Origin of the sequence: Streptomyces sp. NPDC058663 (genome assembly GCF_042716745.1) — a bacterium.
Lineage (GTDB): Bacteria > Actinomycetota > Actinomycetes > Streptomycetales > Streptomycetaceae > Streptomyces.
In genome coordinates this window covers 16248-30453 of record NZ_JBHXRV010000046.1, presented here as the reverse complement: position 1 = coordinate 30453, position 14206 = coordinate 16248, and the positions used below count along the sequence as shown (strand labels likewise).

Genomic DNA, 14206 nt, shown 5'->3' with positions numbered 1-14206 from the left:
CCAACTAACCGTTTAACACCCACCCCCCGTTGTCACGCTGGGGGGGTGGGCAAACCGGTATATAGCCCCCCGGGGGGTGGTGGGGGGGGGGGTCGGAACGAGGCACGCACTCGTTCCTCCCCGCCCCGCCCGTCGTGGGCGGCTCCCAGGACGCCTGCAACCCCGGCGGCACCGAATTCACGATCCGGTGCGCACAACCGGTTCCCGCTGGGGATACTCACCCCATGTCTGCCGCGCACGCGACCTTCGGGCTGGCCCCGGCGATCCGCGCCGGGGGCGTACTCGCCACCGGCGCCTACCAACTGCACCGCGACTTCATGGACTTCGTCGTCGACGGCCGCCCCCTCCTCCACCAGCTCTCCGACCTCGACGCCGTCTCCCCGCTGGCCTCCGACGTCCCCCCGGCCATCTTCACCACCCACGTCCGCAGACTCCTCCTGCAGGCCGCGCCCCCGCTTCCCGGCGGCCGGTACGTCATCTACGGCTGCCCCGACTGCGAGAGCCTCGAATGCGGCGCGGTCACCGCCGTCATCGAGCAGGAGGGCGCGGACATCGTCTGGCGCGACTTCGCCTGGCAGACCACCGACACCGCCGACCTGGACCGCGACGGCTATCACGGGATAGGACCGTTCCGCTTCGACGCGGACACCTACCGCACCGAGCTGAGCCGGCTCCTGCCCGACGACACCGCCCACGAAGGACCGCCCGCGGCGCCGCCCGCCCGCCGCGTCCTGCTGATCGGCTCGCGCGTCGCCGTCCTCGCCAAGCTGGCGGCAGCCCTCCGTACGAGCAACATCGGCGCGGAGATCGCGGAGAACGCGGACCGGGTCCCGCCGGACGAGATCAGGACGTACGGCGCGGTGGCCTTCGGCGGAGCGGTCGCCCCACACGAGAAGGAGGCGGTACGGGAAGCCTTCGCCCGGGCGGGCGTGGAGCCCGCCTTCGTGGAGGGCCACGCCCCGATCGTCCCCCTTCTGGTCGCCCAGCTGGAACACGCCCTGGACCGGACCCCGCACGATCAGCGCCGCCTGGTCCGGCTGGTCGCGGCCGACGGCGAAGCGGGCGTCGAGGTCGCCTCGACGTGCCGGGTGCAGCTGATCGCGTACCGCCAGGACCGCCTGCACCGCATCCGCACCGAGGTGGTCTTCGAGGGCCTCCTGGAGCCCGGCAGGCACCGCATCCCGCTGGACGAACGGGCCACCCGAGGCCGCTCCTTCCTGGTGGCCCGCACGATGGGAGGCGTCCTGACCACCCCCATGGCCCGCTGACCCCGCCCGCGAAGCCACGCAGCGCGAACCCGGGCGGACCTGCGCGCCCGTTGCCCGGCGCCTCCCGTCCGCCCGCGCAGTCCGGCCGCCGACGCCCCGCCCACCCGCAGGACCACCACCCGTCACCGGCCTCCCGACCCCGCCCGACCCCGCCCACTCCCGCTCGACCGCCGCGCGGAGTGCCGCGGCCCCCCGGGCCACCTGTGGGGCTCCGCCGTGCGGGACTGCCCGGCCCTCGGCCCCCCGGCTATCCGCGCGGCCCCGGCGCGCGGGACCGCCTAGGCCCCCGGCTACCCGCGCGGCCCGGGCGCGCGGGACCGCCTAGGCCCCCGGCTGTCCGCGCCGCCCCGGCGCGCGGGACAGCCTCGGCCGCCGGGTCACCTGCGGGGCACCGCCCAGCGGGACCGCCCAGCGGGACCGCCCAGCGGCCCCCGGCTGCCTGCCCGGCTCCGGTGCGCGGGATCCGTCCCGCGTGCCCTCGTTTAGGATCGACCCCTCATGACTGCCACCCTCGTCGCCAAAAACCTCGCCGCCGGCCACGGCGACCGCACCCTCTTCGCCGACCTCGACCTCGTGGTCGCTCCCGGAGACGTGATCGGTCTCGTAGGAGTCAACGGAGCCGGCAAGTCCACCCTGCTGCGGCTGCTCGCCGGCCTGGACACCCCGGAGAGCGGCGAGCTGCGCCTCTCCCCGCCCACCGCCTCCGTCGGCCACCTCCCGCAGGAGCCGGAACGGCGCGAGGGCGAGACCGTCCGGGACTTCCTCGCCCGGCGCACCGGCGTGGCCGCAGCCCAGCTCGCCCTGGACACCGCGACCCAGGCCCTGGTCGACGGCGCGCCCGGCGCCGACGACGCGTACGCCACCGGGCTCGACCGCTGGCTCGACCTCGGCGGTGCCGACCTCGACGAACGCGCCGAGGAGGTCGCCGCCTCCCTGGGTCTGACCGTCGGTCTCGACCAGCCCATGACCGGCCTCTCCGGAGGCCAGGCCGCCCGCGCGGGACTCGCCTCGCTGCTGCTCTCCCGCTACGACGTCTTCCTCCTCGACGAGCCGACCAACGACCTCGACCTGGACGGCCTCGAACGGCTGGAGGGCTTCGTCAAGGGGCTGCGCGCCGGCACGGTCGTCATCAGCCACGACCGCGAGTTCCTGACCCGCACCGTCACCAAGGTCCTCGAACTGGACCTCGTCCAGCAGCAGATCAAGCTGTACGGCGGCGGGTACGCGGCCTATCTGGAGGAGCGCGAGACCGCCAGGCGGCACGCGCGCGAGGAGTTCGACGAGTTCGCCGACAAGAAGGCGGCGCTGGAGGGCCGGGCGCAGATGCAGCGCGGCTGGATGGACAAGGGCGTGCGCAACGCCCGCCGCAAGTCCACCGACGGCGACAAGATGGGCCGCAACATGCGGAACGAGTCGAGCGAGAAGCAGGCGGCGAAGGCGCGCCAGACCCAGCGCATGATCGAACGTCTCGACGTCGTGGACGAGCCTCGCAAGGAGTGGGAACTGCGGATGGAGATCGCCGCCGCTCCTCGCTCGGGCGCGGTCGTGGCGACGATGCGCCAGGCCTCCGTGCGCCGGGGCGACTTCGCCTTCGGCCCCGTCTCGCTCCAGATCGACTGGGCGGACCGGGTGGCCATCACCGGCGCCAACGGCTCGGGGAAGTCGACGCTGCTGGCGGCCATGCTCGGCCGGCTCCCGCTCGACGAGGGCGACGCGGTGCTCGGCCCGGGAGTCGTCGTCGGCGAGGTGGACCAGGCGCGCGGCCTCTTCCACGGCGCACAGACCCTCCTGGACGCGTTCACCGCGGCCGTCCCGGACACCGAACCGGCGGAGGTCCGCACCCTGCTGGCCAAGTTCGGCCTGCGCGCCGAGCACGTACTGCGCCCGGCCACCACCCTCTCCCCGGGCGAACGCACCAGGGCCGCGCTCGCCCTGCTGCAGGGCCGGGGCGTGAACCTCCTGGTCCTGGACGAGCCCACGAACCACCTCGACCTCCCCGCGATCGAGCAGCTGGAGTCGGCCCTGGAGACCTACGAGGGAACACTCCTGCTGGTCACCCACGACCGCAGGATGCTGGACGCCGTCCGCACCACCCGCCGGGTGGAGGTCTCCGGGGGCCGCGTCACCGAGCTCTGACGCCACGTGCGAAGGGCGTGCCCGCCACGTGTGAGAGGCAGTGCATGCCACGTGCGAGGGGCATGCCCGCCACGTGCGAGGGGCAGTGCCCCACGGCCGGTCCCGCCACCGGTGAGGGGCAGCGCCCCACGCCGGGTCCCGCCACACCGGCGAGGGGCGGGACCCGCCACCTGCGCGGGCCCCGCCCCTGCGTCACCCCGCCCTTGGCCCGGCGTCAGCCCCGCTTGCCCCGGTCCACCAGCCCCGCCTTGCGCAGCGCATCCGCCATCGCACTGTTGGCCACGGGCGCCGCGGGCCGGCCGCCCTGCTGGCCACCGCTCCGCTGCTGTCGGGCGCCGCCCTGGCCACCGGCATTCCGCCCCTGGCCCTGCCCCTGCCCCTGCCCCTGGCTCTGGTTCTGGCCCTGACCACCCTTGCGCGGCTGCGGCGCCCGCCCGCCCGCACGGGACCCGGAGGACGACTCACCTCCCGCACGCGAGCCGCCGCCCGCCGGCCTGCCGGCGGCCGCCTCGTCGTCGAGCCGCAGCGTCAGCGAGATCCGCTTGCGCGGAACGTCGACGTCCATGACCTTCACCCGGACGACGTCGCCCGGCTTCACCACGTCCCGGGGGTCCTTCACAAAGGTCTTCGACAGCGCGGAGACGTGCACCAGTCCGTCCTGGTGCACCCCGACGTCGACGAAGGCGCCGAACGCGGCGACGTTGGTGACGACTCCCTCCAGGACCATTCCGGCGGCCAGGTCGCCGATCTTCTCGACGCCCTCCTTGAAGGTCGCGGTCCTGAACGCCGGGCGCGGATCCCGCCCCGGCTTCTCCAGCTCCCGCAGGATGTCGGAGACCGTCGGCAGACCGAACTTCTCGTTCACGAAGTCCTCGGCCCGCAGCCCCCGCAGCACCGCCGTGTTCCCCACCAGGGAATCCACCCCGGCGGACTTCACCATCGTCCGCACCACGGGGTACGCCTCGGGGTGCACGCTCGACGCGTCCAGCGGGTCCTCGCCGTCCCGGATCCGCAGGAAGCCCGCGCACTGCTCGTAGGCCTTCGGGCCGAGCCGCGCCACCTCCTTCAGCGCCTTCCGCGACCGGAAGGGGCCGTGGGCGTCACGGTGCGCGACGATGTTCTCCGCCAGCCCGGAACCGATGCCCGAAACCCGCGAAAGCAGCGGCGCGGACGCCGTGTTGACGTCCACCCCGACGCCGTTCACACAGTCCTCGACCACCGCGTCCAGGGACCGCGAGAGCTTCACCTCGGACAGGTCGTGCTGGTACTGGCCGACCCCGATCGACTTCGGGTCGATCTTCACCAGTTCGGCCAGGGGGTCCTGCAGCCGCCGCGCGATGGAGACGGCGCCGCGCAGGGAGACGTCCATGTCGGGCAGTTCCTGGGAGGCGAAGGCGGATGCGGAGTACACCGAGGCACCGGCCTCCGACACCATCACCTTGGTGAGCTTCAACTCGGGGTGCGCGGCGATCAGTTCACCGGCCAGCTTGTCGGTCTCCCGCGAAGCGGTGCCGTTCCCGATCGCGATCAGTTCGACCGCGTGCTCCTTCGCCAGCCGGGCCAGCCTGCCCAGCGCCTCGTCCCACCGGTTCGCGGGCACGTGCGGGTGGATGACGTCCGTCGCCAGCACCTTCCCGGTGGCGTCCACGACGGCGACCTTCACACCGGTACGGAACCCGGGGTCGAGCCCCAGCGTGGCCCGCGTCCCCGCCGGGGCGGCGAGCAGCAGGTCGCGCAGGTTCGCCGCGAAGACCCGTACCGCCTCGTCCTCGGCAGCGGTCCGCAGCCGCAGCCGCAGATCGATGCCCAGATGCACCAGGATGCGCGTCCGCCACGCCCAGCGCACCGTGTCCGCAAGCCACTTGTCCCCGGGACGGCCGCGGTCGGCGATGCCGAAACGACGGGCGACCATGTTCTCGTACGAGGACGGGCCCGTCACCTCCGTGTCGTCCGGCTCCGGCTCCAGGACCAGGTCGAGGACGTCCTCCTTCTCGCCGCGCAGCATTGCCAGCACCCGGTGGGAGGGCAGCACGGTGAAGGGCTCCGCGAAGTCGAAGTAGTCGGCGAACTTAGCGCCCGCCTCCTCCTTGCCCGCGCGGACCTTCGCCGTCAGCCGGCCGCGCGACCACATGCGTTCGCGGACCTCGCCGATCAGGTCGGCGTCCTCGGAGAAGTGCTCGGTCAGGATCGAGCGGGCCCCGTCCAGCGCGGCGGCCGCGTCGGCCACACCCTTGTCCGCGTCGACGAACGACGCGGCGGCGGCGAGCGGGTCGATGGACGGGTTCCCCAGCAGGCCCTCGGCCAGCGGCGCCAGCCCGGCCTCGCGCGCGATCTGCGCCTTGGTGCGCCGCTTGGGCTTGAACGGGAGATAGATGTCCTCCAGCCGCGCCTTGGTCTCGGCGCCGCGGATCCGCGCCTCCAGGGCAGCGTCCAGCTTGCCCTGTTCGCGTACGGAATCCAGGATCGCCGAGCGGCGGTCCTCCAGCTCCCGCAGATACCGCAGCCGCTCCTCCAGGGTGCGCAGCTGCGCATCGTCGAGCATCTCGGTCGCTTCCTTGCGGTAGCGAGCGATGAACGGCACGGTCGAGCCTCCGTCGAGCAGCTCGACGGCGGCCCTGACCTGCCGGTCCTTGACGCCGAGTTCCCCGGCGATCCTGCTTTCGATGCTTTCGGTGGACGTCGTCACGGTGTTACCGACTCGCCTTCTCCTGCGGGCAGTGCATGGTGCACCTCCACTGCGGTGCCCCTGCATTCTGCCGTGCGCCAGGGCAGCGCCAAGCAGCGCATCACGCGCGGCGGGCGCGTCCGCCGCGCGAGGCGCCGCCGAACAGCTTGGCCAGCAGGCGGAACGGAAGGACGACGGTGGCGATGGCGCCCCCGACGGTGCGCAGGGCATCGGCAATGGCACGGAACACGGGGTCCTCCTCGTCGGACGCTGGGGTCCCCGTGCGGGTTGCCGCAGTTGCGTTGTGCAAACCCGGCAACCGGAAGGGCGCCTGCCGCCCGGGCCGGCCGAGCCCCGCTCAGCCCTTGCCGACCAGCGTCTCGGGGAAGGCCCCCGCCGTCGCCGCCGTCATCAGGAAGCCCCGGCCCAGCTCCGTGAGCTGCTCCACCCCGGCGGCGCCCAGGTGCTCGTACGGTGCCAGGTCGAGCCGGTCCGTGGTGTCCTCGACGTCCGCGCGCAGGGCGGCACCCGCCTCGGTCAGCTCGCCACCGGCGTCCAGCAGTCCGCGCGTGCGCAGCCGGTCGGACGCCGCGTCCCAGTCGGTGCGTGACCAACCGCGGGTGCGCAGCACCCAGCGCGGGTTCATGCCCTTGCCGGTGGCGGTGTGGCTGACCAGCGCCTCGACGGGGTCGAGCCCGGCGGTGAGCAGTGCCGCGAGGTGGCCGTCACCGCGGTGCTCGCGCAGCAGCGTCGCCGCGTGCCAGAGCGCGAGATGCGGGGCCTCGGGCATCGGCAGGTCGGCGTGCGCGGCGTAGAGCGGCCTGGCCTGCCGGGAGCACGCCTCACTGGCGCGCACCGCCAGCGCGGCGGCCTCCGCCATCTCGGCGGACGCGATGACCTCCGCGCCGAGCAGCCGGCGCAGCGCCGCGTCTGCGGCGCGCATCCGCGCCCCGAGCACGGCCTCGGGCGTCACGGTCTCCCAGAGCGCCGGGAGGACCTTGGCGATCAGGTCGTAGTTGTAGTTGTAGAACGCGGCGGCGACCACGCCCGGGCCGACCTGGCCGAGGGCGGCGACCCGGCCCACGAAGAACGGGGCCTCCGGGTCGTCGATCCCGATCGACGCCAGCTCCTCGGCGTACTCGGGGGAGAAGTAGACCGTCGAGTGGAGCGCGTTGAGGGGGTTGTGGCAGCGCCGTCCGGCGCGCGCGGGGAGCGAGGGGGTCTCAGTCATACCTGCACGTTACCGACTGGTCGGTACGCCGGTACAGCCCTGGGCGGAATGGCAGGAAAGGAGGGGAACTCGTCATTGCGGCCATCGCCCGGCGCGCCCAGCATGGAGCCATGACACAGCAGTGCCCCCCACTCGTCCTGGCCGTGCTCTTCGACGGCGTGCAGAGCCTCGACGTCACCGGCCCGATCGAGGTGTTCGCGGGCGCCGGCCACGTCACCGGCATTCCGTACGACATCCGCACCGCATCCCTGGACGGCATGGCGGTCCGTACCAGCAGCGGTCTGCGTCTCACCCCGGACCTCGGGCTGGCGGAGGCCGCGGACCTCCTCGCCGACGGCCGGGGAACCGGCGTCACCCTGCTCGTTCCCGGGGGCGAGGGGACCCGGGACAGCGATCCGGAACTCATCGCCTGGCTGCGCGCCCACGCGCCGCACGCCGGACGCCTCGTCTCCGTCTGCACGGGCGCCTTCCCGCTGGCCGAGGCCGGGCTGCTGGACGGGCGGCGGGCCGCCACCCACTGGTTCTTCAGCGAGCGCCTGGCCAGGAACCACCCCCGCGTCGACGTCGACCCGGACGCCATCTACATACGCGACGGTCAGCTGTCCACCTCCGCCGGAGTCACCTCCGGCATCGACCTCGCGCTGGCGCTGGTGGAGGAGGACCACGGCCGGGAGGCCGCGCTGACCGTCGCCAGGCACCTGGTCGTCTTTCTGCGGCGCCCGGGAAACCAGGCCCAGTTCAGTGCCCAGCTCGCCGCCCAGACGGCCGTGCGCGACCCGCTGCGCGAGGTGCAGCGCCACATCTCCGAGCACCCGGACGCCGATCTCTCCGTCGAGACCCTGGCCGCCCGTGCCCGCCTCTCGCCCCGGCACTTCGCCCGTGCCTTCCAGGCCGAGACCGGTACCACACCCGGCCGCTACGTCGAACGGGTGCGCATCGAGCACGCCCGCCGCCTGCTGGAGGACGGCTCCGACGGCGTCGAGTGCGTCTCACGGGCCTGCGGCTACGGCACCCCCGAGGCCATGCGCCGCGCCTTCGTCAAAACACTCGGCACGTCCCCGGCCGAGTACCGCCGCCGCTTCAGATCCGTGCCCGCGGGCTGACCCGGCCCGCCGCACACCTCCGACCCCGACCAGCCACCGTCCCACCAGTAGAAAACGGAGCACACCATGCAGATCGCCATCGCCCTGTACGAGCACTTCACCGCCCTCGACGCCATCGGCCCGTACGACACCCTCGGCAACCTCCCCGGCGCGGAGACCGTCCTGGTCGCCGCGCAGGCCGGACCCGTCCTCAACGACCGGGGCGAGCTCTCCCTGGTCGCCACCAAGTCCTTCGACGAGGTGACCCGCCCGGACATCGTGGTCGTGCCCGGCGGCCCCGTCCGGGCGAGCCAGCTGGAGAACAAGCCCCTGCACGACTGGCTCCGTGCCGTCGACCCCACCACCACCTGGACGACCTCCGTCTGCACCGGCTCCCTCGCGCTCGCCGCCGCGGGCCTGCTGGCGGGCCGCAGGGCCACCTCGCACTGGCTCGCCCTGGAGACCCTGGCCGGACTCGGCGTGGAGGCGACGGAGGAGCGGGTCGTCCTTGACGGCAAGTACGTCACCGCCGCCGGGGTCTCCTCCGGCATCGACATGGGTCTCACCCTGGCGGAGCGGATCGGGGGCGAGTTCGCCGCCCAGAGCATCCAGCTGATGGTCGAGTACGACCCGCAGCCGCCGTTCGACGCGGGTTCCCCGGCGAAGGCCCCGGCGGACCTGGTCGCCTACTGGCGCGCCAACGCCAAGGAGCAAGCGGACATGGGCAATTGACCGAGCGTCAGTTCATAAGCGGTGGTGGGACTCATCCCCGCACCTCCCACTCGAAGCGCGGCGCGCGCCGTTCCAGGAAGGCGGCGACGCCCTCCGCGGTGTCGCCGCTGCCGCGCGCCTGCTCGTGCCAGTGCGCGTCGCGGTCGGTGCGTCCGTCCACGAACTCCTTCGCCGCCGCCTGGGTGAGTTGCGAACGCGACACCAGGATCCGGGTGAACTCGGCCACCCGCTTGCCGAGTTGGCCCGCGGGGAGGACCTCGTCGACCAGCCCGGTGCGCAGTGCCCGCTCCGCGTCGATCAACTCCCCCGAGAAGAGCAGGTGCTTGGCTGTCGAAGGGCCCACCAGCGCGGCCAGCCGGCGCGTCGACGACGACGGGTAGACGATGCCGAGTTTCGCCGGGGTCACGCCGAAGAGCGCACCCTCCTCGGCGAACCGCAGATCGCACGCCGCCGCCAGCTGGCTGCCGCCGCCCACGCAGTACCCGCGTACGGCCGCCAGCGTCGGCTTGGGGAACGAGGCGAGCGCCTCCTCGGCCCGTACCGCCAGCTCCTGCGGCATAGCACCGGTCGCTCCCGGCTCACGCAGGGTGGAGATGTCCGCCCCGGCGCAGAAGGTGTCCCCGTCGCCGGTGAGGACCAGCGCGCGCACGGCGGGGTCGCCCGCCAGTGCGGCCAGCAGTCCGGGCAGCGCCTGCCACATCCCGGTCGTCATCGCATTGCGTTTGGCGGGGTTGCCGAGCACGACAGTGGCTGTGGAGTCGACGATGCTGTGGTGGACCCCGGGTGGCAGCTGCATGGGCCGGATGCTATCCGCCCTGCGGGAACCTATGATCGGGGCATCGGGGGGCCGAGGCAGGCACGGGGGCCGACCGAGGAGCGCTCGCATGGTGGAACCGACCCGGATGGAACCGAACCGCGCGACCAGGAAGCTGAGCCGGAATTTCGGCTGGCTGGCGTTCCTGGGCATTCTGCTGGTCATCGGCGGAGTCGTCGGACTCCTCTACACAGGCTTCGCCACGCTCACCTCCATGCTGCTGTTCGGTTGGCTGCTGCTGGTCGGCGGACTCGTCGGGCTGCTCCAGTCGGTGCAGTCGCGCGGCACCAACTTCTTCTGGCTGGGCGTGGTCGTCGCCGCGCTGAACATCGCGGCGGGCGTCGTCGTCATCCGCCACCCGGTGGTCAGTGCCGAGGCGCTGACGATGTTCGCCGCCCTGCTCTTCCTGACCGGCGGACTGTTCAGGGTCGTCGGCAGCGTGGTGGTGCGCGGCCCGCAGTTCGGCTGGACGCTGGTCCAGGGCGCCTTCGGCCTGCTGCTCGGCCTCCTGGTGCTCTTCGACTGGCCGCACAGCAGCCTCTACGTCCTCGGCACCTTCTTCTCGCTGGCGCTGCTCTTCGACGGGCTCGGCCTGATCTCGATCGGCCTCGGCGGGCGCAGGGTCGTCTCCATGGTGTCCGAAACGATGCGGCCGGGGGACACGGCAAGCGTGGGCGGCGCGAACGGCACGGGGCGCGGGACAACCACCGGGGGTCCCGAAACCCCCGGTTCCGTGGGCGGGCCGCAGCCCTACGACACGGGCCGGGCACCGCGAGGCACCGGGGGACAGTCAGGCTTCGACAAGCCGGAGGATCAGGACCGGTCGCCCAATTGATGTAAAAACGGCGAGAGAGGGGCTCGCGGCGCACGGAAACGGTCAGAAGTCGTCTCTTGCTGCTGACTTGTGTTCAGTCCGAGGGTCCGGAGTGCCCCGCCCCGAACACTCGGTACGTGGTGATGACCGAGCGCGAGGGCGGGTGCCCGATGATGGAGAGCCGTGGGAGCGCCCCACCCCCGGACGGGGCCGTCGGCGCCCCGCCGGGCGAAGGCGCCCCAGACTCCGCCGGCCCCCCGAAGGCGTACGAAGGGGTCTGGAGATTCACCGCCCCCGCGGTGGACGTCTCCGTCCCGCAGGCCCGGCACGCGGTACGGGACCTGATCCGCAGGCAGGGTGCCCCGGCCTCCGACGACCTGATGCAGGGACTGCTGCTGATCGTCTCCGAACTGGTCACCAACGCGGTCAAGCACGCCGCCCTGCTCTCCCCGGAGCTGGCCGTGGAGGTCGCGATCGGCGCCGAATGGGTACGCGTCTCCGTCGAGGACAGCCACCCCTACCGGCCCAGACCCCTGGAGACGGACTACGCGCAGACCGGCGGGCGCGGGCTGCTCCTCGTACGGGAGATCGCGGGCGAGGCCGGCGGCGCGTGCGACGTCGAGCACACCGCGAGCGGCGGCAAGGTCATCTGGGCTGCCCTGCCGCTCACCACGGAGCGCCACTAGCCGGAGCGCCGCCCGGGAAGAGCCCCGGGCGGCGCACGGTCAGGAGAGGGACGGGGCCGGGTTCACCAGCCCGCCGATTCACCCGTCAGTTCACGGATCGCCGGACGCGCCGCGTCGAGCACCGTCAGGAACCAGGCCGAGAACGGGTCCTTCGCGTGCTGTTCCGCCAGCTCCTGGGGCGTGACGAACGCGGTGTCCCCGACCTCCGAGGGGTCCGGCCGCAGCGGGGACTGCACCAGGCCGACGAAGAGGTGGTTGAACTCCTGCTCGACCAGACCGGACGCCGGGTCCGGGTGGTTGTAGCGGACCGTGCCCGCCTCCGCGAGCAGCGTGGGGGAGACGCCCAGCTCCTCGTGCGTACGCCGGGCGGCCGCCGCGAAGGGGCCCTCGTCGGGGTACGGGTGGCCGCAGCAGGTGTTGGACCAGACGCCGGGGGAGTGGTACTTGCCGAGCGCGCGCTGCTGGAGCAGCAGCCGTCCCGCCTCGTCGAAGAGGAACACCGAGAACGCCCGGTGCAGCTGCCCGGGCGGCTGATGGGCGGACAGCTTCTCCGCGGTGCCGATGGTGTTGCCGCTCTCGTCGACCAGTTCGAGGAGGATCTCCGGGGTTTCTCCCGCTGATCCGTTCTGCGTGCTGTTCGCCGCGGTGGCGGGTGTGGTCGGCATAACCATCCTTCGCTTCGGTTCCCGGCTGCCAAGTCTGCCGTACAAAAGCCGCTTGTCCGTACTTCGGCCGTATCAAGGGCAGCAAAAAAAGTCCTGCCCCGTCGCGGGTGCGACGGGGCAGGACTTCCCACTTCGGAGCGGGATCAGACCCCGGAGGCCGCGCGGGACCGCCAATCCGGCCGGTGGAACCGCCAATCCGTCCGGCGGGTCCGTCAGCGCGGAGCGGCGGGCCGCAGGACGTAGCCGGTGTAGCCGTACTCCGTGCCGTGCCGGCGGCGGACCTCGATCTCCTCAACGGTCATGGCGAGCGCCTCGGCCATTCCCGGCAGGGACGGGTCCGCGTCGTCGACGCGCGCGCCGAGCGGGCCGTAGTACTCGTCCCAGTCGGAGTCGGGCTGGAGGAAGGCGCCCAGGACCTCGTACCCGGCGGCGACCGCCGCCGCGCTGTTGGAGGCCCGGGTGGCGACCGGGTACTGCGGGTCCCAGAAGGCGCGGACCCCCGCCGAGGGCTGCTCGGCAGTCCACTCGACCTCCGAGACGACGAGCACGCCACCCGGGGCCAGCAGCCGCTTCCACCGCTCCAGGGCGGTGGCGAAACCGATGCTGTACGCCGACCCCTCGGCCCAGACCAGGTCGTACGAGCCGTCCGCGAAGTCCGGACCCCCGAGTGCGCCCATGTCGGCGCACACCGTACGGACAGCCCCGGCGAGGCCGCGGCCGCAAGCGGCGGCCTCGAGTTCGTCGAGGAACGGCTGGTACAGATCGACGGCCACCACCCGTGCCCCGGCCTCGGCGGCCAGCAGCAGCGAGGCCCGGCCGGGACCGCAGCCCAGATCGAGCACCCGGGGGCGCTCGGGGAGCCCGCCCGCGAGCGAGGCGAGAGAGAGGAAGTGGCGGGTGGTGGCGTCGGAACCGGGGCTCTGCCGGGGCAGGCCGCGGTGCAGCGTCATGAAGGCGTCGAAAACGACGTTCTCGGGCAACGTGGATCCCTGGGGTTCGGACAACGTGGATCCGTTCGGACAGCGTGGATCCCTGGGTCAGGAAAGGGCCGGGCGACCGTAACAGCCCTCACCGGCGGCCGGCTCCCCATTTTCCGCGGGTCTCAGTGGCAGAGCTTCGCCTCGTGCACCGCGTGGCCGCTGGGCTCCAGCTGGAAGGTGCAGTGCTCGACGTCGAAGTGGTCCCCCAGGCAGTCCTGCAGCTCGTGCAGCACCTTCTCGTGTCCCACCGAGTCCAGCACGTCCTGGCTGACGACCACGTGGGCCGACAGCACCGGCATCCCCGAGGTGATCGTCCAGGCGTGCAGGTCGTGCACGTCCTGCACGCCTGGCGTGCCCAGGATGTGCTCCCGCACCTCCGCCATGTCGACCCCCTTGGGAGCCGCCTCCAGCAGTACGGAGAGGGTCTCGCGCAGCAGTTTCACGGTGCGCGGCACGATCATCAGGCCGATGACCAGGGAGGCGATCGGGTCGGCGTAGTACCAGCCGGTCAGCAGGATGACGCTCGCCGAGATCAGCACGGTCACCGATCCGAGCGCGTCCGCCATCACTTCCAGATAGGCACCGCGCACATTGAGACTGTCCTTCTGCCCCTTGACCAGCAGCGACAGCGAGACCATGTTGGCGACCAGTCCGACCAGGGCGAAGACGATCGCCAGGCCGCCCTTGGTCTCGGCCGGGGTGACGAAGCGCTGGACGGCCTCGATCAGTACGTAACCGCCGACGCCGAGCAGCAGCAGACAGTTCGCGAGGGCGGCCAGGATCTCGGCGCGGGCGTACCCGAAGGTGGCGTTCCCGGTCGGCGGCCGGTTGGCGAAGTGGATCGCCAGGAGCGCCATCGCGAGCCCGAGGGCGTCCGTCGCCATGTGGGCGGCGTCCGCGATGAGCGCGAGCGAATTGGTGACCAGTCCGCCGACGATCTCCACGACCATCACCGAGAGCGTGATGCCGAGGGCTATTCGCAGCCGTCCCTTGTACGCGGCCGCCGCGGTCCCGGTGGGCGGCGGCCCACCGTGCGCATGCCCGTGATCGTGCCCAGCCCCCATGCGAAGCCGCCTCCTGACGTGGTGATGAAGTGCGGGAAGTGGCCTGCCCGCCACCCCAGTGAACTACGG

At 72.6% G+C, this 14206-nt stretch carries 12 protein-coding genes and 1 pseudogene; 6 read left to right on the top strand and 7 right to left on the bottom strand.

Features of this window, described 5'->3' with window-relative positions:
- Positions 1 to 224: 224 nt before the first annotated feature.
- Together ACFWVV_RS28920 and ACFWVV_RS28915 are read left to right on the top strand one after the other, a co-directional pair.
- Positions 225 to 1268 (top strand): oxidoreductase, encoded by a 1044-nt coding sequence (locus tag ACFWVV_RS28920; RefSeq protein ID WP_384353142.1) that lies wholly within the window; start codon positions 225 to 227, stop codon positions 1266 to 1268.
- 498 nt (positions 1269 to 1766) lie between these two features.
- The gene (locus ACFWVV_RS28915) at positions 1767 to 3404 is read left to right on the top strand and encodes an ABC-F family ATP-binding cassette domain-containing protein (protein WP_384353145.1); all 1638 of its coding nucleotides are present in this window, start codon (positions 1767 to 1769) and stop codon (positions 3402 to 3404) included.
- Positions 3405 to 3618: 214 nt separating this feature from the next.
- Here the strand turns inward: ACFWVV_RS28915 and ACFWVV_RS28910 are convergent, their stop codons facing one another.
- The 3 genes from ACFWVV_RS28910 to ACFWVV_RS28900 all read right to left on the bottom strand — a co-directional run bounded on the left by ACFWVV_RS28910 (position 3619) and on the right by ACFWVV_RS28900 (position 7300).
- Complete coding sequence (locus tag ACFWVV_RS28910) at positions 3619 to 6090, bottom strand: Tex family protein (protein WP_384353148.1); 2472 nt, start codon at positions 6088 to 6090, stop codon at positions 3619 to 3621.
- 100 nt (positions 6091 to 6190) lie between these two features.
- Complete coding sequence (locus ACFWVV_RS28905; RefSeq protein ID WP_384353151.1) at positions 6191 to 6319, bottom strand: LPFR motif small protein; 129 nt, start codon at positions 6317 to 6319, stop codon at positions 6191 to 6193.
- A 108-nt stretch (positions 6320 to 6427) separates the two neighbouring features.
- Positions 6428 to 7300, bottom strand: coding sequence for a hypothetical protein (locus ACFWVV_RS28900; protein WP_384353154.1), 873 nt, complete (start codon positions 7298 to 7300; stop codon positions 6428 to 6430).
- A 110-nt stretch (positions 7301 to 7410) separates the two neighbouring features.
- Between ACFWVV_RS28900 and ACFWVV_RS28895 the strand changes: the two genes are divergently transcribed.
- Both ACFWVV_RS28895 and ACFWVV_RS28890 read left to right on the top strand, forming a co-directional pair.
- Positions 7411 to 8403, top strand: a complete 993-nt coding sequence (locus ACFWVV_RS28895; protein ID WP_384353156.1) for a GlxA family transcriptional regulator — start codon at positions 7411 to 7413, stop codon at positions 8401 to 8403.
- Between the two features lie 66 nt (positions 8404 to 8469).
- Positions 8470 to 9114, top strand: coding sequence for a DJ-1/PfpI family protein (locus ACFWVV_RS28890; RefSeq protein WP_384353159.1), 645 nt, complete (start codon positions 8470 to 8472; stop codon positions 9112 to 9114).
- Between the two features lie 31 nt (positions 9115 to 9145).
- Here ACFWVV_RS28890 and ACFWVV_RS28885 read toward each other — a convergent pair whose 3' ends face one another.
- Positions 9146 to 9910, bottom strand: a complete 765-nt coding sequence (locus ACFWVV_RS28885; protein WP_384353162.1) for an enoyl-CoA hydratase/isomerase family protein — start codon at positions 9908 to 9910, stop codon at positions 9146 to 9148.
- Between the two features lie 106 nt (positions 9911 to 10016).
- On the opposite strand from ACFWVV_RS28885, the gene ACFWVV_RS28880 reads away from it, so the two are divergent.
- Positions 10017 to 10763, top strand: coding sequence for an HdeD family acid-resistance protein (locus ACFWVV_RS28880; RefSeq protein WP_384353403.1), 747 nt, complete (start codon positions 10017 to 10019; stop codon positions 10761 to 10763).
- Positions 10764 to 10879: 116 nt separating this feature from the next.
- Complete coding sequence (locus ACFWVV_RS28875; RefSeq protein WP_384353165.1) at positions 10880 to 11428, top strand: ATP-binding protein; 549 nt, start codon at positions 10880 to 10882, stop codon at positions 11426 to 11428.
- 62 nt (positions 11429 to 11490) lie between these two features.
- Here ACFWVV_RS28875 and idi read toward each other — a convergent pair whose 3' ends face one another.
- The 3 genes and pseudogenes from idi to ACFWVV_RS28860 all read right to left on the bottom strand — a co-directional run bounded on the left by idi (position 11491) and on the right by ACFWVV_RS28860 (position 14137).
- Entirely contained in the window at positions 11491 to 12093 is a 603-nt protein-coding gene (gene idi / locus ACFWVV_RS28870; RefSeq protein ID WP_384353168.1) for an isopentenyl-diphosphate Delta-isomerase, read from the bottom strand.
- A 215-nt stretch (positions 12094 to 12308) separates the two neighbouring features.
- Positions 12309 to 13043: pseudogene (locus tag ACFWVV_RS28865) on the bottom strand (SAM-dependent methyltransferase); the annotation flags it as partial.
- A 152-nt stretch (positions 13044 to 13195) separates the two neighbouring features.
- The gene (locus ACFWVV_RS28860; RefSeq protein WP_384353171.1) at positions 13196 to 14137 is read right to left on the bottom strand and encodes a cation diffusion facilitator family transporter; all 942 of its coding nucleotides are present in this window, start codon (positions 14135 to 14137) and stop codon (positions 13196 to 13198) included.
- Positions 14138 to 14206: the final 69 nt, after the last annotated feature.

What these genes read in the sequence shown, in the direction of transcription:
- ACFWVV_RS28920 (WP_384353142.1), top strand. Translation starts at nt 225, where the DNA reads ATGTCTGCCGCGCACGCGACCTTCGGGCTGGCCCCGGCGATCCGCGCC.
- ACFWVV_RS28915 (WP_384353145.1), top strand. Translation starts at nt 1,767, where the DNA reads ATGACTGCCACCCTCGTCGCCAAAAACCTCGCCGCCGGCCACGGCGAC.
- ACFWVV_RS28900 (WP_384353154.1), bottom strand. Translation starts at nt 7,300, where the DNA reads ATGACTGAGACCCCCTCGCTCCCCGCGCGCGCCGGACGGCGCTGCCAC.
- ACFWVV_RS28895 (WP_384353156.1), top strand. Translation starts at nt 7,411, where the DNA reads ATGACACAGCAGTGCCCCCCACTCGTCCTGGCCGTGCTCTTCGACGGC.
- ACFWVV_RS28890 (WP_384353159.1), top strand. Translation starts at nt 8,470, where the DNA reads ATGCAGATCGCCATCGCCCTGTACGAGCACTTCACCGCCCTCGACGCC.
- ACFWVV_RS28885 (WP_384353162.1), bottom strand. Translation starts at nt 9,910, where the DNA reads ATGCAGCTGCCACCCGGGGTCCACCACAGCATCGTCGACTCCACAGCC.
- ACFWVV_RS28880 (WP_384353403.1), top strand. Translation starts at nt 10,017, where the DNA reads ATGGAACCGAACCGCGCGACCAGGAAGCTGAGCCGGAATTTCGGCTGG.
- idi (WP_384353168.1), bottom strand. Translation starts at nt 12,093, where the DNA reads ATGCCGACCACACCCGCCACCGCGGCGAACAGCACGCAGAACGGATCA.
- ACFWVV_RS28860 (WP_384353171.1), bottom strand. Translation starts at nt 14,137, where the DNA reads ATGGGGGCTGGGCACGATCACGGGCATGCGCACGGTGGGCCGCCGCCC.